This window comes from Brachybacterium sacelli, from assembly GCF_017876545.1.
GTDB classification, from domain to species: Bacteria; Actinomycetota; Actinomycetes; order Actinomycetales; family Dermabacteraceae; genus Brachybacterium; species Brachybacterium sacelli.
Genome location: NZ_JAGIOD010000002.1, coordinates 693,754 through 714,094, shown reverse-complemented (window position 1 = coordinate 714,094; position 20,341 = coordinate 693,754). Strand labels below are relative to the sequence as shown.

At 73.0% G+C, this 20,341-nt stretch carries 17 protein-coding genes and 1 pseudogene; 6 read left to right on the top strand and 12 right to left on the bottom strand.

The features are described from left to right. Positions 1 to 36: 36 nt before the first annotated feature. The 11 genes from JOF43_RS23200 to JOF43_RS17365 all read right to left on the bottom strand — a co-directional run bounded on the left by JOF43_RS23200 (position 37) and on the right by JOF43_RS17365 (position 11,481). Complete coding sequence (locus tag JOF43_RS23200; RefSeq protein ID WP_209904319.1) at positions 37 to 1,518, bottom strand: glycosyltransferase; 1,482 nt, start codon at positions 1,516 to 1,518, stop codon at positions 37 to 39. Then, a complete protein-coding gene (locus tag JOF43_RS17410) occupies positions 1,511 to 2,524 on the bottom strand; it encodes a Gfo/Idh/MocA family protein (protein ID WP_209905377.1) in 1,014 nt (337 codons plus the stop codon). The genes JOF43_RS23200 and JOF43_RS17410 overlap by 8 nt, the downstream gene beginning before the upstream one ends. A gap of 2 nt (positions 2,525 to 2,526) precedes the next feature. Then, on the bottom strand, positions 2,527 to 3,636 hold the full coding sequence (locus tag JOF43_RS17405) for a DegT/DnrJ/EryC1/StrS family aminotransferase (RefSeq protein ID WP_209904318.1): 1,110 nt from the start codon (positions 3,634 to 3,636) through the stop codon (positions 2,527 to 2,529). Further along, complete coding sequence (locus tag JOF43_RS17400; protein ID WP_209904317.1) at positions 3,633 to 4,319, bottom strand: acyltransferase; 687 nt, start codon at positions 4,317 to 4,319, stop codon at positions 3,633 to 3,635. The genes JOF43_RS17405 and JOF43_RS17400 overlap by 4 nt, the downstream gene beginning before the upstream one ends. Continuing rightward, a complete protein-coding gene (locus tag JOF43_RS17395) occupies positions 4,312 to 5,505 on the bottom strand; it encodes an acyltransferase family protein (protein WP_209904316.1) in 1,194 nt (397 codons plus the stop codon). The genes JOF43_RS17400 and JOF43_RS17395 overlap by 8 nt, the downstream gene beginning before the upstream one ends. Positions 5,506 to 5,515: 10 nt before the next feature. After that, positions 5,516 to 6,034 carry a 5-(carboxyamino)imidazole ribonucleotide mutase gene (gene purE / locus JOF43_RS17390; RefSeq protein ID WP_209904314.1) on the bottom strand — a complete coding sequence of 173 codons (519 nt, stop codon included), beginning with the start codon at positions 6,032 to 6,034 and terminating at the stop codon, positions 5,516 to 5,518. Beyond that, entirely contained in the window at positions 6,031 to 7,158 is a 1,128-nt protein-coding gene (locus tag JOF43_RS17385) for a 5-(carboxyamino)imidazole ribonucleotide synthase (protein WP_245354769.1), read from the bottom strand. Before JOF43_RS17385 ends, purE begins: the two co-directional genes overlap by 4 nt. 124 nt (positions 7,159 to 7,282) lie before the next feature. Next, complete coding sequence (locus tag JOF43_RS17380) at positions 7,283 to 8,647, bottom strand: ATP-binding protein (protein WP_209904310.1); 1,365 nt, start codon at positions 8,645 to 8,647, stop codon at positions 7,283 to 7,285. 3 nt (positions 8,648 to 8,650) lie between these two features. Next, positions 8,651 to 9,346 carry a response regulator transcription factor gene (locus JOF43_RS17375; protein ID WP_209904308.1) on the bottom strand — a complete coding sequence of 232 codons (696 nt, stop codon included), beginning with the start codon at positions 9,344 to 9,346 and terminating at the stop codon, positions 8,651 to 8,653. A 48-nt stretch (positions 9,347 to 9,394) separates the two neighbouring features. Then, on the bottom strand, positions 9,395 to 10,561 hold the full coding sequence (locus tag JOF43_RS17370; protein WP_209904306.1) for an adenylate/guanylate cyclase domain-containing protein: 1,167 nt from the start codon (positions 10,559 to 10,561) through the stop codon (positions 9,395 to 9,397). After that, a complete protein-coding gene (locus JOF43_RS17365) occupies positions 10,558 to 11,481 on the bottom strand; it encodes a biotin--[acetyl-CoA-carboxylase] ligase (RefSeq protein ID WP_343926919.1) in 924 nt (307 codons plus the stop codon). Before JOF43_RS17365 ends, JOF43_RS17370 begins: the two co-directional genes overlap by 4 nt. A 141-nt stretch (positions 11,482 to 11,622) precedes the next feature. On the opposite strand from JOF43_RS17365, the pseudogene JOF43_RS17360 reads away from it, so the two are divergent. The 4 genes and pseudogenes from JOF43_RS17360 (at position 11,623) to JOF43_RS17345 (ending at position 16,188) form a co-directional block, all read left to right on the top strand. Next, a pseudogene (locus JOF43_RS17360) lies at positions 11,623 to 13,244 on the top strand (acyl-CoA carboxylase subunit beta). Continuing rightward, complete coding sequence (locus JOF43_RS17355; protein ID WP_209904303.1) at positions 13,241 to 13,516, top strand: hypothetical protein; 276 nt, start codon at positions 13,241 to 13,243, stop codon at positions 13,514 to 13,516. The pseudogene JOF43_RS17360 and the gene JOF43_RS17355 overlap by 4 nt, the downstream one beginning before the upstream one ends. 50 nt (positions 13,517 to 13,566) lie before the next feature. Further along, positions 13,567 to 14,355 carry a Maf family protein gene (locus JOF43_RS17350; RefSeq protein ID WP_209904301.1) on the top strand — a complete coding sequence of 263 codons (789 nt, stop codon included), beginning with the start codon at positions 13,567 to 13,569 and terminating at the stop codon, positions 14,353 to 14,355. A gap of 54 nt (positions 14,356 to 14,409) precedes the next feature. Beyond that, complete coding sequence (locus tag JOF43_RS17345) at positions 14,410 to 16,188, top strand: acetyl/propionyl/methylcrotonyl-CoA carboxylase subunit alpha (RefSeq protein ID WP_245354598.1); 1,779 nt, start codon at positions 14,410 to 14,412, stop codon at positions 16,186 to 16,188. 24 nt (positions 16,189 to 16,212) lie between these two features. On the opposite strand, the gene JOF43_RS17340 is transcribed toward JOF43_RS17345, so the two are convergent. After that, positions 16,213 to 17,679 (bottom strand): NAD(P)H-quinone dehydrogenase, encoded by a 1,467-nt coding sequence (locus JOF43_RS17340; RefSeq protein ID WP_342592225.1) that lies wholly within the window; start codon positions 17,677 to 17,679, stop codon positions 16,213 to 16,215. An 81-nt stretch (positions 17,680 to 17,760) separates the two neighbouring features. Between JOF43_RS17340 and JOF43_RS17335 the strand changes: the two genes are divergently transcribed. Both JOF43_RS17335 and JOF43_RS17330 read left to right on the top strand, forming a co-directional pair. After that, positions 17,761 to 18,591 (top strand): purine-nucleoside phosphorylase, encoded by an 831-nt coding sequence (locus JOF43_RS17335; protein ID WP_209904297.1) that lies wholly within the window; start codon positions 17,761 to 17,763, stop codon positions 18,589 to 18,591. Then, on the top strand, positions 18,591 to 20,339 hold the full coding sequence (locus JOF43_RS17330; protein WP_209904295.1) for a phospho-sugar mutase: 1,749 nt from the start codon (positions 18,591 to 18,593) through the stop codon (positions 20,337 to 20,339). Before JOF43_RS17335 ends, JOF43_RS17330 begins: the two co-directional genes overlap by 1 nt. Positions 20,340 to 20,341: the final 2 nt, after the last annotated feature.

The window sequence follows — 20,341 nt, the reverse complement described above, 5'->3', positions numbered from 1 at the left end:
GGCGCTCTCCCCCTCCGGCGGCAGGGACGGGTTCCCTCATGCGGCGGCGGGGTCCGCGCTCAGCGCCCGCTCGTACGCGGCGACCACGGTCTCCGGGTCCCGGTGCGCGAGCGCGAACTCCCGGGCCTCCCGGGCGGCCGCCGGGTAGCGCTCGGCGGCGGTGACCTCGAGCACCCTCTGCACAGCGGCCTCGACGTCCGTCACCACCCAGTCGCTGCCGTACAACGTCCCCGGTCCCCCGTAGTCCGCGGCGTCGGGCCAGTCGCGGATGACGGCCGGGCACCCGGCGGCCAGCCCCTCCATGATCGATTCATGGGTCCCCTCGTGGCGGGAGGAGGAGATGATCAGCCCGGACTCGGCGAGCAGGGCGGGAACGTCCTCGCGCCGGCCGAGCTGCTCGACCACCTCGGGGCCGAGCGCGGCCAGGCGGGCGCGCACCCGGCGATGGTAGGAGCTCTCGGCGGCCGTGGGGGCGGCCAGGCCGGGCCCGATGAGGCGCAGGCGGTAGCGCGGATCGTGGGTGCGCAGCCGGGTGAGGACCTCGAGGGTGAACAGCACGTCCTTGACCTCGCGCCGCCAGCCGACCTGCACCAGCAGGTGCCGGTCCCGCTCCTCGCCGGGAGCCGGGCCGAGACCGCGCGCGAGCAGGTTCCCCACCTGCACGGCCTGCACGTCGGCGAACCCGGGGGCGGCGGCCCGGGCCAGGTTCCACACCGGCGGCGCGACGTACAGCAACCGGTCGAGGCGGGCGTGGTCGTGCAACAGCGCGAAGGGGGTGAACGCCTCGAAGCGGTGGAATCGGGCCATCAGGGCCCGCGGCGCCCGGTCCAGCAGCGTCACCCAGGTCAGCACGTGGTGGCTCCACTCGACCAGCACCACGTCGGCCCAGTCGTACCCGTCGGCCACCCCGGGCGGGGTCGGCATCCGCACCCCGGTCGTCACGAGGTCGTAGCGGCCGCGCAGGATCCGGTCACGGTCCGGGAAGCCGGCGTCCGGCAGCGCGTCGACCTCGATCTCGCGGATCTCGAACCGCCCCGTCGCACGCAGGGCGTCCAGCAGCGGCCGGATGAAGGTCCAGTTCTCCTGGGCGATGACGAGCAGGTGGGTGCGGTCGCCGTCGGGCCGGGGCGCGGGTCGCTCGGGGACGCTGGCCGCGGGCACGGCGGAACGCAGCATGATCGTCCCGGTCGCGCAGTCCCGCAGCGCCCGCAGGAAGGTGACCGGGTCGGCCGCCAGCGGCGAGCTGCCGGCCTGGTGCAGGGAGGGGTCGTAGCTGATGCGCAGGGCCTTGTCGTACCAGCGCAGCCCGGCCGCGATCCGGCCGCGGGCCAGACTGCGGTCGGCGCGCGCGAGCAGCGCGTCGACGTCCTCGCGCCAGTCGGTGCGCTCGGGGTCGGCGGCCAGGCGGTGCCGCGCCGAGAAGTAGATCCCCATTCCTCCGACCGTGCCGGGCAGGCGACGCGCGAACCGCGATCCCGCGCGGACCGCGCGATCGAGCAGCGGCCAGAGGTCAGCCACCGGTGGCGGGTCCGTCGAGGTGGACGACGCTGCGGTCCCGGGCGGACTGGAGGACTCCCTCCACGGTGCGGACGGTGTGCAGGCCCTCGCGCATGGTGACGATGTTCGAGCTGTCGCCGAGGATCGCGTCGCGGAACGCCTCGTGCTCGGTGGCCAATGGCTCCTTGCGCTGGAGCGAGTAGGTGATGGAGTCGCCCTCACTGACGCCGCGGAACGAGGCCATGGACTCCCACAGGTTGGTGGTTGCCTGGGCGTTGGCGTGGAAGGTGAGATCAGCGTTGACGGTGTCCCCGACCAGGGCGCCCTTCTCCCCGGTCACCACGGTGACGCGCTCCTTGAAGGGGGACAGCCAGTTCACCAGGTGGTTGGTGATGGTCCCGTCCTCGAGTCGACCGGTGATCGAGACCATGTCCTCGTCGCTGCGGCCGCTGCGTCGGGTCGAGGTCGCGGCCACGTCGGCGAACTGCGACTGCGCGACCCAGGCGGTGAGGTCGAGATCGTGGGTGGCGAGGTCCTTGACCACGCCGACGTCGGCGATCCGCGCCGGGAAGCCGCCCTGCCGACGGGTGACGATCTGGTAGATCTCACCGAGCTGACCGTCGGCGATGCGCCGCCGCATCTCCTGCAGCGCCGGGTTGTAGCGCTCGATGTAGCCCACCGCGCCGACCAGGCCGGCCCGCTCGAAGGCGGCGGTGATCTCCTCGGCCTCGCTGATGTCGAAGGCCAGCGGCTTCTCGACGATGCAGTGCACCCCGGCGCCGGCCAGGGTCAGCGCCACGTTCCGGTGGAACTGGGTGGGCACCGCCACCACCGCGTAGTCGATTCCCGCAGCGATCAGCGCCTCGACGTCCGGCAGCACGTCAAAGCCGGGCGCCGCCCCGTGGGGGTCGCCGTGGGCATCGGCCACCGCCACCAGCTCGACGCCCTCGAGCGCCTGCAGATTGCGGGCGTGATGGCGGCCCATCATGCCCAGACCGATCAGTCCGGCCCGCAGAGTCCTCGTCACGCTCACGCCCCCGCTCTCGCCACGGTGTTCACAGCCTCCACGATCCGCTCCCTGTCCTCCGCGGAGATGCTCGGATGCACCGGCAGCGACAGCACCTCGCGGGCCAGCATCTCGGTGACCGGCAGGTCCCGCTCCACCCGGAACGTCGCCAGGCGGTGCACCGGCGTCGGGTAGTACACGCCGCATCCCACCTGGTGCTCCTCGCGCAGTGCGGTCGCGAAGGCGTCCCGCTCCGCCGCCGAGGCGCCTTCGATCCGCACCGTGTACTGGTGGTACACGTGGCTCGCGGCCTCCCGCACCACGGGCGCCACCACGCCGCGCAGGTGCGCGTCGAAGTAGGCCGCGTTCTGCTGCCGGGTCGTGGTCCAGGCCGGCAGCTTGCCGAGCTGGACCCGGCCGATCGCCGCGTGGATGTCGGTCATGCGGTTGTTGTAGCCCGCGACCTCGTTCGCGTACTGCGTCTCCATCCCCTGGTTCCGCAGCAACCGCACCTGCCGCGCCAGCTCCGCCGTGCCGCAGGCGACCATGCCGCCCTCGCCGGAGGTCATGTTCTTCGTCGGGTACAGCGAGTACATCGCCCCGTCGCCGAAGGTGCCCACCGGCGAGCCCTGCCAGGACGCCCCGTGCGCCTGCGCCGCGTCCTCGAACACCCACAGCCCATGCGCCTCGGCGATCGCACAGATCCGGTCCATCTCTGCCGGATGCCCGTACAGATGCACCGGCTGGATCCCGACCGTACGCTCGGTGATCGCGGCCTCGATCGCCGCGGGATCGACCGTGAAGGTCTCCGGGTCCACGTCCACGAACACCGGCGTGCCTCCGCACACCGCCACCGAGTTCGCCGTCGCCGCGAAGGTGAACGAGGGCACGATCACCTCGCCGCCGGCCCCCAGGCCCAGCCCCAGCATCCCCAGGTGCTGCCCGGAGGTGCCCGAGTTGACGGCGACCACCTCCCGGCCGCCCGCCAGGGCCGCCGAGAACTCCTGCTCGAAGGCCGCGACCTCCGGGCCCTGCGCCACCATCCCCGAGGCCAGCACGCGATCGACCGCGTCCCGCTCGTCCTGCCCGATGATCGGCTTCGCCGGAGGGATCATCGTTCGTTCACTGTTCATGCGGACGTTCCATCCTGTTCGTCGGGGTCGGTGAGCTCGGCCGGGCGCGGGGCGCCGGCCAGCGGGGAGGAGGCGAGCAGGAGCCCGCCGGTGGAGTCGTCGGGGATGTACCACTCGCCGGTGGCGGGACACACCCAGGCGTCGGTGCCGTCGGACGCGGGGACCAGCTTCTCGCCGGAGCGGCCCACCCAGGCCAGGCGACGGGCGGGGACCCCTGCCACGAGGGCGTGCGGGGGTACGTCCTTGACCACCGTGGCCCCGGCGGCGACCATCGCCCAGGCGCCGATCCTCAGCGGTGCCACGCAGACCGCGCGGGCACCGATCGAGGCGCCGGTCTCGCAGGTCACGCCGACGGCGTCCCAGTCGGAGGGCGACTTGGGGGTGAGGTCGGGATTGACCGCACGCGGGAAGTGGTCGTTGGTGAAGACCGCCGCGGGGCCGACGAAGACGCCGTCGGCGAGCTCGGCGGGCTCGTAGACCAGCGCGTGGTTCTGGATCTTGCAGCCGTCGCCCATGCGCACACCGCTGCCGATGTACGCTCCACGGCCGACGATGCAGTTCGTGCCGAGGTGGGCCCCCTCCCTCACCTGGGCGAGATGCCAGATCGAGCTCCCGTCCCCGATGGTCGCGTCCTCCGAGATGTCGGCACCGGGGGCGACCCGGTAAGCGGGTGTCTCACTCATGACTGCGACGATACCGCGAGGGACCGGGTCGATCGGACCGCCCTGCCGACGGGCCGGCCCCCACCGGCGGGCCGGACGCCGCCCCACGGGGTGGCATCTCCCGGCGGGAGCGTCCGGCTCCCGGCGCCGCGAGCAACCAGCCGGGCCCCCACCGCGCGAGGGCCCGGTCGAGGGCGAGGGAGCCGAGCACGGCGAGCGCCGCGAGGACGGGGATCAGGAGCAGCTCCCGGGCGACGGTCGTGATGAGGTCGTCGGCGCCCACGCGCATCCACAGCACGACACCGACGTTGAGCAGGACGGGGTGGACGAGGTAGATCACCAGGGTGCGGCTGCCGAGATGGGCGCCGAGGCGGGCGAGAGCGCCCCGGCGGGCCAGCAGCGGGATCAGGCGGACGGCAGCGGCCAGCCCCGTCAGCGAGGCGGCGAGCTCGAGCAGCCGCACCACGGCGAGCGGTGCCTCGCTGCGCAGGACGGCGGCGGCCAGCATGCCGAAGACGAGTAGCAGCGCCGTGCCCGTGAGGAGGCCCGGGAGGGCACGCACCCGATCGCCGGCGCGCAGCAGAGCCCCGTGCAGCACGACTCCGAGGAGATACCACAGGGCGTTGTCGGTGACCTGGAAGACCCCGTAGGCGAGGTCCGGATCCGTGCCGGCGGTGACCATCCACGCCTGCAGGACGGGGGCCAGGAGATAGGCCGCGAGGGCGAGGGCCACGGTCACCGCCGGCCGGCGCCGTCCTGGCCGAGCGAGGACGAAGAACAGCGGCAGCACGGCGATGAACCAGTACGGGGAGCCGATCACCAGCATGCCGGTGACCTCTCCCGCGAGGAAGCCGAGGGGATCGGCGGGGGCGTAGCGCGGCCAGCCGGTGACGGCGAACAGCAGGCACCACAGCAGATACGGCCACAGCAGATCGAGCACTCGGGGCCGCAGCACGGCCCGCCAGGGACGCTGGACGGCCCGGGTGGCCAGGGCCCCGGCGACGAGGAAGAACAGCGGCATCCGCAGCGGGATGAGCGCGACGTTCACGCCGGTCCACCACCTGGCCGCCGGCGACCCGCTGCCGCCGAGCAGCTCGGGGCCCGCCGAGACCGCCACGTGGTAGAGCACCACCAGCAGGATCGAGATCGCCCGCGCGAGGTCCAGCCAGGCGATCCGGACCGGTGGGCGGGCGGGCGATCGGTCCATGGGCGGGATCTCAGCGCTGGGCGCGGAGGGTCTCCCCCTTGCGCACGGCGATCTCCCGCAGCTCGGACTGGAAGGCGACCATGCGCTCCCGGAGACGCTCGGCCTGTTCGTCGCCTCCGGCGGACAGGATCCGGGCGGCCAGCAGGCCGGCGTTGCGGGCCCCGCCGATCGAGACGGTCGCCACCGGCACCCCGGCGGGCATCTGCACGATCGAGAGCAGGGAGTCCATGCCGTCGAGGTGCTTCAGGGGCACGGGCACGCCGATCACGGGCAGCGGGGTGAGGGAGGCGAGCATCCCGGGCAGGTGCGCCGCTCCCCCGGCACCGGCGATGACGACGCGCAGGCCGCGCTCGGCGGCGGAGCGGCCCCAGGTGATCATGTCCTCGGGCATCCGGTGGGCGGAGACGACGTCGACCTCGGCCTCGATGCCGAACTCGGCGAGTGCCTCCTCCGCCGCCTTCATCACCGGGTGGTCGGAGTCGGAGCCCATGACGATGCCCACCAGGGGGCTGGACGCGGTCTCGGTCATCGGGTCTCCTTCGTCGTGCCGTCTGCGGGCGCTGCGGTGGCGGGGCCGTCGACGATGAGGCGCTCGGCGCGGTGGGCGCGCGCGAGCAGGTCCCCCGCGTCCTCGCCCACCAGGGTGACATGGCCGATCTTGCGGCCCGGACGCACGGACTTGCCGTACAGGTGGACCTTCAGCTCCGGGTCGGCGGCGAGGGCGGCGTGGGCGCCCGGGGCGAGGTCCTCGGCGGCGCCGCCGAGCAGGTTCACCATCACCGCGACCGGGCCCCGGGGGGTGGTGGCACCCAACGGCAGATCGGCCACGGCGCGCAGATGCTGCTCGAACTGCCCGGTCACGGCGCCGTCCATGGACCAGTGGCCGGTGTTGTGCGGGCGCATCGCGAGCTCGTTGACGCTGACCTCGCCGTCGGCGGTCTCGAACAGCTCGACGGCGAGCATCCCGACCACCTCGAGATCCTCGGCGATCGCGAGGGCCAGGGCCTGGATGCGCTGCTGGGCGGACTCGTCGAGGCCGGGGGCCGGGGCGACGACCTCGTAGCAGACGCCGTCCTTCTGGAGCGACTGCACGACGGGGTACGCGACCGCCTCGCCGCCGGGACGGCGCGCCACCTGGGCGGACAGCTCCCGGGTGAAGGGGACCAGCTCCTCGGCGAGCAGCTGGCCGTGCTCCGACAGCCAGTCGTCGGCCTGGTCGGCGGCGTCGAGGACCCGCACGCCGTGGGCGTCGTAGCCACCCCGCGGGGTCTTGACCACCAGGCGGCCCCCGGTCCGCTCGAGCGCCTCGGCGAGGTCCGCGCGGCTGCCGACCCGCCACCAGCGCGGGCAGGGATGGCCCAGCGCGGTCAGGCGTTCGCGCATGACCAGCTTGTCCTGGGCGTGGGCGAGGGCGGCGGGCCCCGGTCGCACGGCGGCCAGGCTCTCGGCGCCGATCGGTTCGAGGATCGCGGCGGGCACGTGCTCGTGGTCGAAGGTGAGCACGTCCACCTCGCCGGCGAGCGTGCGCACTGCCTGCTCGTCGTCGTGACGTCCCAGGTGCACCTGGCCGGCGACGGCCGCGGCGCTCTCCTCGCGGGAGGTGGCGAGCACGGGAGCGGTCAGGCCCAGCTCGATGGCGGGGCCCAGCATCATGCGGGCCAGCTGACCGGCGCCGATGATGCCGACCCGGCGAGCCCCGTGGGGCGCGTCGGCGGCGGGAGGAGCGGAGGGACCGGGAGGCTGCGGGGGCTTCGACACGCCGGTCAGTGTACGAGGATCAGGTCCGCGAGCGCGGGCGGCGCCGGACCACGGACCCCTGCGGGAGGTTCTCGAGGTCGTCGTCCTGCTCGCCGGACGGGTCCTCGACGGTCTCCGGATCGGCGTCGTCCTCGCCGGGGGCGGAGATGAGGAACACGCCGAAGGTCGCCGGCGTCTCGGTGAGCAGCTCGAGGCGTCCGCCGTCGTCCTCGACCAGGGTGCGGGCCAGGGCCAGGCCGACTCCGGTGCCCGAGGAGCTGCGTCCGGAGATGGAGCGCTCGAAGATCCGCGCGCCGAGCTCGGGGTCGATGCCACCGCCCTCGTCGGTCACCTCGACCACCGTGGAGTGCTCGTTGCGCCGCACCTTCACGGTGGTGCGACCCTCGCCGTGCATGAGCGCGTTCTCGATGAGGGTGGCGACGACCTGCGTGAGCGGGCCGGTCGATCCCCAGACGGCCGCGCTGCTCGGCACCTGGATGCGCAGCTCACGATGGGCGCGGCGGTAGGCGGGTGACCATTCCTCGCTCTGCTGGGTGAGCACCGAACGCAGCTCGACCACGCCGGGGGTGCGGTTCTGCGAGGAGCGCGGGGCGTTGATGAGGTCGTGGACCACCTCGGTGAGGCGGTCGATCTGCTCCAGGGAGATCCGCGCCTCCTCGCGCACCCACTCTTCGGAGCTGGTCGCGAGGATCTCGTCCAGCCGCATGGACAGCGCGGTCAGCGGGGTGCGCAGCTGGTGGGACGCGTTGGAGGCGAGCTGGCTCTCCGCTTCCAGGCGATCGGTGAGCATCGCGCCGGAACGGATCAGCTCCTCGGCGACGTCGTCGATCTCGGCGATCCCCGAGGGGTTCCACGGTCCGCGGGCACGGCCGGAGCCCATCTCCTCCGCCCGCCGGTTCAGCCGGGCCAAAGGCATCGAGATCCGCTGCGCCTGCCACAGGGCGACGGAGGCGCCCACCGAGAGGGCCGAGAGCCCGGCGACGACGATGATCACCCAGTCGCTCGCGGTGTGCGCGCGCACATCGGACTGCGGGACGGACACCACGATGTCCTGCTGCTCGGAGCCGCCGACGCGGACCTCGAGCGGGTCGTCGCCGGGGGGATCGCCCGCCGTGATCGTGTCGCCGTCGCGCGTGGTGACCGAGATGGCGATGTTCAGATCCGTCTGCTCGTCGACGATGCGCTGCAGCAGCGCCTCCTCCAACGGCCTGCCCTCACTCAGCCGCGCGTCGGTGGCGACCCGGACGTCGTCGAGGATGTCGCTGGCCTCGTCGGAGAGCCTCTGCTTCGCCAGCTGCATCCAGGACCAGCCCAGCGGGATGCCCAGCAGCAGCACCGCGAGGACCACGGTGATGATCGTGGCCTGCAGTACCCGTTGCCGCACCCGTCAGCTCTCCGCGCCGGTCTCGAAGCGGAAGCCGACACCCCTGACCGTCGTGATCCGGCGCGGGTTGGTGGCGTCGTCCCCGAGCTTGCGGCGCAGCCACGAGATGTGCATGTCGAGGGTCTTGGTCGAGCCCCACCACTCGGCGCCCCAGACCTCTCGCATGAGGTCGTCGCGGGTGACGACGCTGCCCGACTCGCGCACCAGCACGGTCAGCAGGTCGTACTCCTTGGCCGACAGGCTCAGCTCCTCGCCGTCGACGTAGGCGCGGCGCGCGGAGACGTCGAGGGTCACGCCGTTGACGTCGAAGGCGTCGCCCGACTCCTCCACGACCTGGGTGCGGCGCATCAGGGCGCGGATGCGGGCCTGGAGCTCGCCGAGCCGGAAGGGTTTGGTCACGTAGTCGTCGGCGCCGGCATCGAGGCCCACCACGGCGTCGACCTCATCGGCCCGGGCGGTGAGGATCAGGATCGGCGATTCGAGACCGCCCTTGCGCAGCCGGCGGGCGACCTCGAGACCGTCCAGGTCAGGCAGGCCGAGATCGAGGATCACGACGTCGATCGGGTCCCCGCCGGCGGCGATCGCGAGCGCGTCCATGCCGCGCGAGGCGCGCGTGACGTCGTACCCCTCGCGGTCCAGTGCGCGGGAGAGAGGTTCAGCGATGGCCGAGTCGTCCTCGACGAGTAGCAGTCGTGTCACGCGTTCCATCCTATGTCGCAGCGGGCGACGGGGCGCGGGGCCCCGTCCTCACAGGCCCATGTCGAGCGGCGCCGAGCGGTCCCGGCGCATCTCCTGCACCCGCACCGTGCCGATGCCGTGGAGCTCCACGTCCTCGCCCTCGGTGATGCTGAAGCCCCCCGGCAACGCCTGGGTGACGGCTGCGGCGGTCTCGGCGTCGACCATCACGGACCCGGGGCGGGCCACGGACTCCATCCGGGCGGCGAGGTTGACCTTGGGCCCGAAGACGTCACCGTACCGGGAGAACATCGATCCCCAGGACAGTCCCACCCGGATCGGGGGCAGGGCGGGGTCGGAGGTGATGGCCTCGGCGAGGCTGACGGCGATCTGCGCGCCGTCCTCGGGCGTGTCGGCCAGGAACATGATCTCGTCGCCGACGGTCTTGACCACGCGGCCGCCGCCGACGGAGATCACATCGCGTCCCACCGCCTCAAAACGGCCGACGACGTCGGCGAGCTCGGCACCGGAGAGGTCCTGGGCCAGGCGGGTGAACTGCACCAGGTCGGCGAAGCCCACGGCCCGCTGCAGCGGGAACAGCTCGTCGGTGTCGCGGTGGAGCACCTCGGAGCCGGCTCGCGCCGCGTACGCCGCGAGCTGCCGGCGGAAGGTGAACATGACCTGGGACTCGAGGGTCTCGAGCAGCTCGGGGATCGAGTCGAGCATCTGCTGGCGGGCCTCGGCGTCGTCGGCCCCGTCGGCGTGCTTGGCCTCGTCGACCAGGGCCTCGGTGATCCACATGGCGAGCCGGCCCATGTGGAAGCCCAGGCCACGGGTGATGCTCGCGAAGGCGCGCTCGGAGAGCACGCCGTCCTCGACGATCGCGGAGAGGTCCCCGATCGAGTAGGCGTCCTCCTCGGTGAACACCACGGTGTCCTCGTCCACCGGGGTGAAGCCGAGCGAGCGCCAGTACACGGAGGCCAGCCGCTCCGGGATGTCCTGGCGCTGGGCCAGGTCGCGACGCGAGTACTTCCGCGGGCCCTGCAGCAGCACCTTCTCCAGCGCCCCGACACTGCGCCGCACCTCGGCGAAGCGTCGATTGAGATCGAGGATCTCCTGGTCGTCGAGCGAGGTCTGCACGAGGTCGGGTGACTGCTCCGGGGGGACGCTCGAGGGCTCCGACGGTGGTGACCCGTCCGAGGTGATGCTGCGCTCCAGGTCTTCGCTGCCGCCCGTCACGTGCCGTGTACCTCCTGTTCGGCGCCGCGAGCGGCACCCGTCGCGGGCCGAGCGGGTCCGCCCGGCCTCACATGTCTCACGTCGCCGACGTCCACGGCCCGGCGGCCGCCCTCGTCGAGGTCGACCACCAGGCGGCCATGCGCATCGACGGCTCGGGCGATGCCGCGCAGGGAGGAGGACCGTGCTCCGCCCGTGCCGGCCGATCCCAGGGGATCGACCCGCACCGCCTGCCCGAGTGTGAGGCACGTCATAGTGTAACGGTCCGCGGACCGTGCTGCGTCCGCGTCCCCCTCCGTGGATTCCAGCGCCGCCAGCTCGGCGGCGAGCGCGCCGGCCAGGGCCCGCTCGATCCGGGCGCGCATCGCCTCGGGGTCCCCCGCTCCCTCGCGCTGCTCGCCGGTCGCGCGGATCCCCTCGTCCCCGAGCAGCCAGGCCGCTCCCGGCACCGGGGCCCCGTCGGCGCCGCGGACCGGCCCGCGCACGTTCAGCCCGATACCGATCAGCACGGCGTCGCTCCCGCGCCCCTCGACGAGGATCCCGCCGAGCTTGCGGCCGTCCTCGAGGTGGAGGTCGTTGGGCCATTTCAGTCCCAGCACCGGGCCCCGGTCCCCGACCGCCGAGGTCACTGCCTCGAGTGCGGCGAGCCCGGCGACCAGCGGGATCCAGCTGCGCCGCTGCGGAGCCAGGCGGGTGCGGTGGACATAGGTCAGGTAGACGTTGCCGCCGTCGGGGCTCGCGAAGCTCCGGCCCAGTCGTCCACGCCCGGCGGTCTGCTCCCCGGTGGCCACCGCGAAGGGCGTCTCCTGGCCGGCGGCCAGGCGGCGCGCCGCCTCGTCCTGGGTCGAGGGCACGCGCGCGAGCCGATGGATCACCGGGGCAGGGATCGGCCCGCGATCGGGGACGGCCTCTGAGCGATCCACTGTCCTCGCCCTTCCTGTGGTGCTGATGACGGCGGCCCCGCGGTGCCGACCGGGTCGGAGACATGTCCGACGGAGCGCATCCGCAGCGGGCGTCGCCGACTGGTCGTAGCGTAGTATCCCGGTGTTCATCTCCCCGGATTCATGGCGGCCCCTCGGGCCGCAGCAGGAGGTCCCGTGACCGACGCCCCGCGGCCGCTCACCACCGCCCAGCGACTCGAGGACCTCCGCGAGCGCGACGCCGCCGTCGTCTCCGCGGCCGACGAGGTCGCCGTCCAGAAGCAGCACGCCCGGGGGAAGAAGACGGCCCGCGAACGCATCGCCGACCTGCTGGACGACGGCTCCTTCGTCGAGACCGACCGGTTCGTCCGCCATCAGGCCCATGCCTACGGCATCGATCGCAAGCGACCCGACGGCGACGGCATCGTCACCGGGCACGGCACCATCGACGGCCGTCAGGTGTGCGTCTACGCCCAGGACTTCACCGTCTTCGGCGGCTCCCTCGGGGAGGCCCACGGCCGCAAGATCCAGAAGATCCAGGACCTCGCCCTGACGACGGGCGTGCCGGTCATCGGCATGCTCGACGGCGGCGGCGCCCGCATCCAGGAGGGCGTGGCCTCGCTGGCCGCCTTCGCGGGCATCATGCGCCGCAACACCCGCTCCTCGGGCGTGGTCCCGCAGATCTCCATGATCATGGGCCCTGCTGCGGGCGGCGCGGTGTACTCCCCGCCCTGTCGGACTTCATCGTGATGGTCGAGAAGACCTCGCACATGTTCATCACGGGACCCGACGTGATCCGGACCGTGACCGGCGAGGACGTCGGCTTCGAGGAGCTGGGCGGCGCCCGCACGCACTCCTCCCGCTCCGGCGTGGCGCACTACATGGCCCCGGACGAGGACGAGGCCATCGAGTACGTCAAGGACCTCCTGAGCTACCTGCCGGCCAACACCCTGAGCCCGGCGCCCTCCTTCCCGGTGCGCTTCGAGGAGTCGCCCACCGCGCAGGACACGGCACTGGACTCGCTCATCCCGGATTCCCCGAACCAGCCCTACGACATGCTCACGGTGCTGCGCACCGTCCTGGACGACGAGGAGTTCCTCGAGGTCCAGCCATTGTTCGCCCAGAGCATCCTGGTCGGTTTCGGGCGCGTCGAGGGCTACAGCGTCGGCATCATCGCCAACCAGCCCTCGCATCTGGCCGGCACCCTGGACATCGACGCCTCCGAGAAGGCCGCGCGCTTCGTGCGCCTGTGCGACGCCTTCAACATCCCGGTGCTGACCTTCGTGGACGTGCCGGGCTTCCTGCCCGGCACCGACCAGGAGTTCGGCGGCATCATCCGGCGCGGCGCCAAGCTGCTGTACGCCTATGCGGAGGCGACCGTCCCGCTGGTCACGGTCATCACCCGCAAGGCCTACGGCGGGGCGTACATCGTGATGGGCTCCAAGGAGCTCGGCGCCGACCTCAACCTCGCCTGGCCGACCGCGCAGATCGCCGTGATGGGTTCGCAGGGTGCGGTCAACATCCTGCATCGCCAGCAGCTGCGCACCGTGCAGGAGGACGGCGGGGACGTCGCCGCCGAGCGCGCCAAGCTCGAGACCGAGTACGAGGAGCAGTTCGCGACCCCGTACACCGCGGCAGAGCGCGGCTGGATCGACGGCGTGATCCGCCCCGCCGACACCCGGCTCGAGATCGCCCGGGCACTGCGCGCCCTGCGCACCAAGCGCGACTCCCTGCCCACCAAGAAGCACGGGAACATCCCGCTGTGACCGGGCCGGTCCCCTCCTCCGACCAGGTCACCGTGCCCCGCGCGGACGTCCGCCTGGTCCAGGGTCGTCTCGCCGCCGACGAGCTGGCGGCGATCGCCGTCGTGGTCTCCGCGATGAGCGTCACCAGCCGGCTGGAGGCCGAGGAGCGCTCCCTCGCCGAGGGGCGTGTCGACGGCCCGGGCGCCTGGAGCGATCCCGTGCACAGTCATCCGCGCTCCCACCCGCTGCGCCACCACGCCTCGTCCACCGCCTGGCAGTTCTCCGACCGCTGACCCCTCGAACCGGGGAGCCTGCCGCTGTCCGTCCTCGAAGGAGCACCGTCATGACGCACCCGACTGCCACCTCCCCCGCCGCGACCGCCGACACCGGGGCCCCCGGCGAGCCGCCGGACCACGATCCGCTCCTGCTGCTCGCCTCCGCCTCGGCCGGTCGCCGCGCCACCCTGCGCGCGGCTCGCATCGAGCACGGCACCCTCCCCGTCGATCTCGACGAGGAGGCGATCCTCGCCGCGGCCCGCGAGCGCGCCACCGCCTCCGGGGATCTCGACGACGCCCTCACCCCCGCTGAGGAGGTGCTGCTGCTGGCCCGTGAAAAGGCGCTGGCCGCGACCGCCCGCAGCGACGGCGGCTACCTGGTGCTCGGCTGCGACTCGATGCTCGAGCTCGACGGCGAATCCATCGGCAAGCCGCACACGCCCGCACGCGCCGCACAGCGCTGGCGGGCGATGCGAGGGCGCTCCGCCACCCTGCACTCCGGGCACTGGCTGGTCGACGACCGCGACGAGGCCGACGGCGGCACCGCGGCGACCTTCGGGGCTACCGCGAGCTGCCGCGTCACCTTCGCGGACGTGACCGACGAGGAGATCGAGGCCTACGTGGCCACCGGTGATCCGCTTGGCGTGGCGGGCGCCTTCACCCTCGACGGGCTCGCCGGCCCGTTCATCGAGGGGGTCGAGGGTGACCCGCACGCCGTCGTCGGGCTGTCGCTGCCGCTGCTGCGCCGGATGCTGGGCGAGGTCGGTCTGGGCGTCCACGAGCTGTGGGATGCCGCACTGTCCTCCGCCACCGGGGAGGACTCCGCGGCCACCACCCCGCCGCCTGCGTCCGCGTGAGCCCGCGCGGTACTAGACTCGGCCTCTGCTGACTCCCGGAAGGAACCCTCGCCGATGCCCGCACGCTCCTCCAAGCCCCGCCCCCTGTCCACGGTGCTGATCGCCAACCGTGGAGAGATCGCGGTGCGGGTCGCACGAGCCTGCCGGGACGCCGGGCTCCGCTCGGTCGCCGTGTACGCCGACCCCGACCGCGACGCGCTGCACACGCAGATCGCCGACGAGGCCTACGCCCTCGGGGGCAGCACCGCCGCCAGCTCGTACCTGGTCGTCGACAAGATCCTCGACATCGCCCACCGCTCCGGGGCGGATGCGATCCACCCCGGCTACGGGTTCCTCTCCGAGCGCGCCGACTTCGCGCAGGCCGTCATCGACGCCGGGCTGACGTGGATCGGGCCGCCCCCGTCGGCCATCGAGAAGCTCGGGGACAAGGTCTCGGCCCGCCACATCGCCCAGAAAGCCGGGGCACCCCTGGTCGCGGGCACCAAGGACCCGGTCGCCAGCTCCGACGAGGTGGTCGACTTCGCCCGCGCCAACGGTCTGCCGATCGCCATCAAGGCCGCCTTCGGCGGCGGTGGTCGCGGCCTGAAGGTCGCCCGCGAGGAGTCCGAGGTGCGCGAGCTGTTCGACTCGGCCGTGCGGGAGGCCGTGTCCTCCTTCGGGCGCGGCGAGTGCTTCGTGGAGCGCTACCTCGATGCGCCCCGGCACGTCGAGACCCAGTGCATCGCGGACATCCACGGCAATGTCCAGGTGGTCTCCACCCGGGACTGCTCCCTGCAGCGTCGTCACCAGAAGCTGGTCGAGGAGGCGCCGGCGCCGTTCCTCACCTCCCAGCAGAACGCGCAGCTGGTCTCCTCCTCCAAGGCGATCCTGCGCGAGGCCGGCTACGTCGGCGCCGGCACCTGCGAGTTCCTGGTCGGCGCCGACGGCACCATCTCCTTCCTCGAGGTCAACACGCGACTCCAGGTCGAGCACCCGGTGACCGAGGAGGTCGCCGGTGTGGACCTGGTCCGCGAGCAGCTGCGCATCGCCGCCGGGGAGTCCATCTCCAGCGAGGACCCGCTGGTGCGCGGGCACTCCTTCGAGTTCCGCATCAACGGCGAGGACCCGGGCCGCGGCTTCATGCCCGCCCCCGGGCGCATCCAGCGCTACGACGTGCCCTCCGGCCCGGGCGTGCGCATCGAGTCGGGCGTGCGCGCCGGTGACGAGGTCTCCGGCGCCTTCGACTCCATGCTGGCCAAGCTCGTGATCACCGGTGCCACCCGGCAGGAGGCCCTCGAGCGCTCCCGCCGCGCCCTGGCCGAGTTCCGCATCGACGGGGTCCCGACCGTGCTGCCCTTCCACCGCGCCGTGGTCGAGGATCCTGCGTTCGCCCCGGCCTCGCCCGAGGAACCCTTCGCGGTCCACACCCGGTGGATCGAGACCGAGTTCGCGGGCGATCTCCCGGCCGCCCCGCTGCCGGCTCAGCCCGAGGAGGCCGAGGACCGCGAGGCGGTCGTGGTCGAGGTCGACGGCCGCCGGGTCGAGATCAGCCTTCCCGCTTCGCTGCGCGCACCGCAGCAGTCGGTGCGCCAGCGCCGCAAGCGCAGCCATCGCGCGGTCGGCGACAAGGCCGCTGGCGGCAACGCGGTCACCGCGCCCATGCAGGGCACCATCGTCAAGATCGTCGCCGAGGAGGGCCAGACCGTCGCCGACGGCGACCTGCTCGTGGTGCTCGAGGCGATGAAGATGGAGCAGCCGATCACCGCGCACCGCTCCGGGGTCGTCCAGGGCCTGACCGCCGAGATCGGCGCGACCGTCTCCGCGGGCGCGGTGCTCTGCCAGCTCGCGGACTGACGGGCCTCGGCCCCTGGTGCCGGATCAGCGGGCGACGGTGATCGTCGCCCGTCGCGCCACCTCCGCGAGCGAGCCGGTCAGCGAGGGGTAGACGGTCGAGGTCCCGGCGACCTGGTCCGCGGTGAGGCGGTGGGCGACGGCGAGGGTGTAGGGCAGGATCAGCTCGCTCGCCCTCGGGGAGACCACCACCGCGCCGAGCACGGTGTGGGAACCGGGGCGCACGACGAGCTTCACGAACCCCTCGGTCAGCCCCTGCATCTTCGCGCGGGGATTGGTGTCCAGCGCGAGGGTGAGCACCTCACCGGCGACGACACCGTCCTTCACGTCCTGCTCGCTCACCCCGACCACGGCGATCTCCGGACTGGTGAAGATCGCCGAGGAGACCTGCGCGGAGATCAGCGGGGAGACCGCCTCGCCCAGGGCATGGTGCATGGCGATGCGCCCTTGCATGGCGGCGACCGAGGCCAGCGGGTACACGCCCGTGCAGTCGCCGGCGGCGTAGATGCCGCGCACGGAGGTGCGCGAGACCCGGTCGGTGTCGATGTGGCCCGAGTCCTTCACCCGCACGCCCACCTCCTCCAAACCGAGGTCGGCGGTCCACGGGATCCCGCCCAGTGCCATCAGCACGTGGCTGCCGGCGATCTCCTCGCCCGAGGTGAGGCCCACCACGACCCCGTCGCCCTCGCGGCGTGCGGAGGCCGCCCGGGAGCGGGAGCGCACGTGCACGCCGCGACGGGCGAAGGCGTCCTCGAGCACGTCGGCCGCGTCGACGTCGGTGCCGGGCAGGACCTTCTCGCGGGAGGAGACCAGGGTGACCTCGCTGCCCAGCGCCCGGTAGGCGCTGGCGAACTCGGCACCGGTCACGCCGGAGCCGACGACGATCAGGTGCTCCGGCAGGCGGTCCAGCGCGTAGAGCTGGGTCCAGCTCAGGATCCGCTCCCCATCGGAGGGAGCGGACTCCAGCTCCCGGGGCCGGGCCCCCACGGCCAGCAGGATCACGTCGGCCCCGAGCTTCTCCGTCCTCGCGCCGTCGGCGTCCAGGACCTCGACCTCGGAGGGTCCGGTCAGGCGGCCCCGACCCTCGAGGATGCGCACCCCGGCGTCGCGGACGCTGGAGCGGATGTCCTCGGACTGCGCGGCGGCGAGGCGCTGGACGCGCTCGTTGACGGCACCGAGGTCGACGTCCAGGGTCCCGGCACCGGGTGCGGAACCGCTGTCGGCGTCACGGATCCCGAGCTCCTGGGAGGTGCCGACGACGTCGAGCACGTCGGCCGTGGCGATGAGGGTCTTGGAGGGGACGACGTCGGTGAGCACGGCAGCGCCCCCGACGCCCCGCTCCTCGATCAGCACCGTGTCCGCGCCGAGACGGGCGGCGGCCAGCGCGGCCTCGTAGCCCCCGGGTCCGCCGCCGACGATCACGACCCTCGTGCTGCCACCGGCGCTGGTGACTCGATGGGGGTCCGAGGGGAGGGCGGTGCTGGGATCGCTCACGCCCTCCATTGTGGCCCACCGCGCCGAGGTCGGGGACCGTTTCTGCGGCGTGGAAGCAGCGGCCTGCGTTACCTTCGATCCATGACTGAGACCCCCTCCGACCCGTACCTGCTCGCCCGCGACGCCGCCGCCGCGATCGCCGAGGCCAGCGGCGTCGCCTCCCACGACCTCGCCCTGGTGCTGGGGTCGGGCTGGTCCGGTGCCGCGGATCTGCTCGGCGAGACCGTCTGGCAGGCCGATGCCACCACCGTCCCCGGGTTCCGGCCCCCGGCGGTCGCCGGGCACGTCGGCACCCTCCGCTCGGTCCGCCTCGAGGGCAGCGGGGCCCGCGCCCTGGTCCTCGGCGCCCGTACCCACTTCTACGAAGGGGCCGGCGTCGACGCCGTGGTGCACGGGGTGCGCACCGCCGCCGCGACCGGCGCCCGGACCATGGTGCTGACCAACGGCTGCGGAGGGATCGACCCCTCCTGGGCGCCCGGCACGCCGGTGCTCATCTCCGACCAGATCAACTTCACCGGCGCCACCCCGCTGGCGGGCGCGAACTTCGTCGACCTCACCGATCTGTACACCCCGGCGCTGCGGGACATCGCCCGGGAGGTCGACCCGAGCCTCGACGAAGGGGTGTACATGCAGTTCCAGGGGCCGACGTACGAAACCCCGGCCGAGGTGCAGATGGCCAGGACGATCGGCGCGCACCTGGTCGGCATGTCCACCGCGCTCGAGGCGATCGCCGCCCGCGAGGCCGGGATGGACCTGCTGGGCATCTCCCTGGTGACGAACCGGGCCGCGGGCATCAGCGCACAGGCCCTCAGCCACCAGGAGGTCCTCGAGGCCGGCCGGGACGCGGGCCCGCGGATCTCGTCCCTGCTCGCCGAGACCGTCCGCCGCATCACCGGTGGGGCGAGCGCGTGATGCCTCCCCAGGACGCAGGCTCCCCCGCCCCCGCGGATCCGGGACCGACGCTGCACGAGCGCGCGGAGGCCTGGATCGCGGACGACCCCAATCCGGCGACCCGCTCGGCGCTGACCTCCCTGCTCGAGCAGGCCCGCGCCGGGGACGGCCCGGCGATCGACGAGCTCACCGACGCCTTCTCCGCCGATCTCCAGTTCGGCACGGCCGGTCTGCGGGGGCGGATGGGGCCCGGTCCGCACCGGATGAACCTCGCCGTGGTCTCCCGCGCCGCACGGGGACTCGCCGACCACCTGCTCGGCGACCTCGGGATCGAGTCGCCTGCCGTCGTGATCGGCTACGACGCCCGCTACCGCTCCCAGGACTTCGCCGAGACCTCGGCGGCGATCCTCACCGCGGCGGGCTGCCGCGTCCACCTGCTCGAGCGGTTCGGCCCCACCCCGCTGGTGGCCTTCGCGGTGCGGCACCTCGAGGCCGACGCGGGCATCGTCGTCACCGCCAGCCACAACCCGCCGGCCGACAACGGCTACAAGGTCTACCTCGGCGGACGCGCCGCGGAGGAGGACGGCCGCGGCGTGCAGATCGTGCCGCCCTCGGACGGACAGATCGCCGCCCGCATCGCCGCCGTCGGCCCCGTTCTCGCGATCCCCGTCGCCGCCGGCGGCTGGGATCAGCTGGGCGAGGGTCTGCGCGAGGACTACCTCGCGGCGATCTGCGCGCTGCCGGATCCGGAGGGGCCGCGGGACGTGCGGATCGTGCACACCGCGATGCACGGCGTCGGCACCGAGACGGCGCTGGCGGCGCTGCACCGCACCGGCTTCCCCGAGGTGCACCCGGTCGCCAAGCAGGCCGACCCCGACCCGGACTTCCCGACCGTCTCCTTCCCGAATCCGGAGGAGCCGGGCGCGATCGACCTCGCTCTCGAGTTGGCGCGCACGGTCGAGGCCGATGTGGTGATCGCCAACGATCCCGATGCCGATCGGTGCGCCGCCGCCGTGCACGATGCGCACCGGGGTGACTGGCGGATGCTGACGGGCGACGAGCTGGGCGTCTTGCTCGGTGATCACCTGATCCGTCACCACGGGTACGACGGGGTCCTCGCCCGCTCCCTCGTCTCCAGTCGCTGGCTGGACCGGGTGGCGCAGCAGGCGGGCCGCGAGCCCGCGACGACGCTGACCGGCTTCAAGTGGATCGCCCGGGCCGAGGGCATCGTCTACGGTTACGAGGAGGCGATCGGATACTGCGTGCTGCCCGAGGTGGTGCGTGACAAGGACGGGCTCTCCGCCGCGCTCATGGTCGCCGAGATGGCCGCCCTCGCGAGAGCGGAGGGCACGACGCTGATCGACCGCCTGGACGAGCTCGCCGCGGTGCACGGGCTGTTCGCGACCTCCCAGCTGTCGATCCGGGTCGAGGACCTCGCACGGATCCCCGCGATGATGAAACAGCTGCGCACCGCCCCGCCGACCCATCTGCTCGGCTCGGCGGTCACCACCACCGAGGACCTCTCGCAGGGCTCGGTCGGGACCACCGGACTGCCGCCGACCGAGGGCCTGCTCCTGCGCAGCGCCGACGACACCCGGGTGGTGGTCCGTCCCTCGGGCACCGAGCCCAAGCTCAAGTGCTATCTCGAGGTGGTCCAGGACGTTCCCGCGGGAACGTCCCGGGCGGAGATGACGAGCATCCGGGCCCGATCCGGCGAGCGCCTGGAGCAGCTGAACGGTGAGCTGCGCGAGGTGCTCGGCCAGGCCTGAGC

Coding starts and splice junctions, on each gene's coding strand:
- JOF43_RS17405 (WP_209904318.1), bottom strand. CDS start 3,636: ATGAACAGTGAACGAACGATGATCCCTCCGGCGAAGCCGATCATCGGG.
- JOF43_RS17385 (WP_245354769.1), bottom strand. CDS start 7,158: ATGATGCTGGGCCCCGCCATCGAGCTGGGCCTGACCGCTCCCGTGCTC.
- JOF43_RS17335 (WP_209904297.1), top strand. CDS start 17,761: ATGACTGAGACCCCCTCCGACCCGTACCTGCTCGCCCGCGACGCCGCC.
- JOF43_RS17330 (WP_209904295.1), top strand. CDS start 18,591: ATGCCTCCCCAGGACGCAGGCTCCCCCGCCCCCGCGGATCCGGGACCG.
- JOF43_RS17400 (WP_209904317.1), bottom strand. CDS start 4,319: ATGAGTGAGACACCCGCTTACCGGGTCGCCCCCGGTGCCGACATCTCG.
- JOF43_RS17395 (WP_209904316.1), bottom strand. CDS start 5,505: ATGGACCGATCGCCCGCCCGCCCACCGGTCCGGATCGCCTGGCTGGAC.
- JOF43_RS17350 (WP_209904301.1), top strand. CDS start 13,567: ATGACGCACCCGACTGCCACCTCCCCCGCCGCGACCGCCGACACCGGG.
- JOF43_RS17345 (WP_245354598.1), top strand. CDS start 14,410: ATGCCCGCACGCTCCTCCAAGCCCCGCCCCCTGTCCACGGTGCTGATC.
- purE (WP_209904314.1), bottom strand. CDS start 6,034: ATGACCGAGACCGCGTCCAGCCCCCTGGTGGGCATCGTCATGGGCTCC.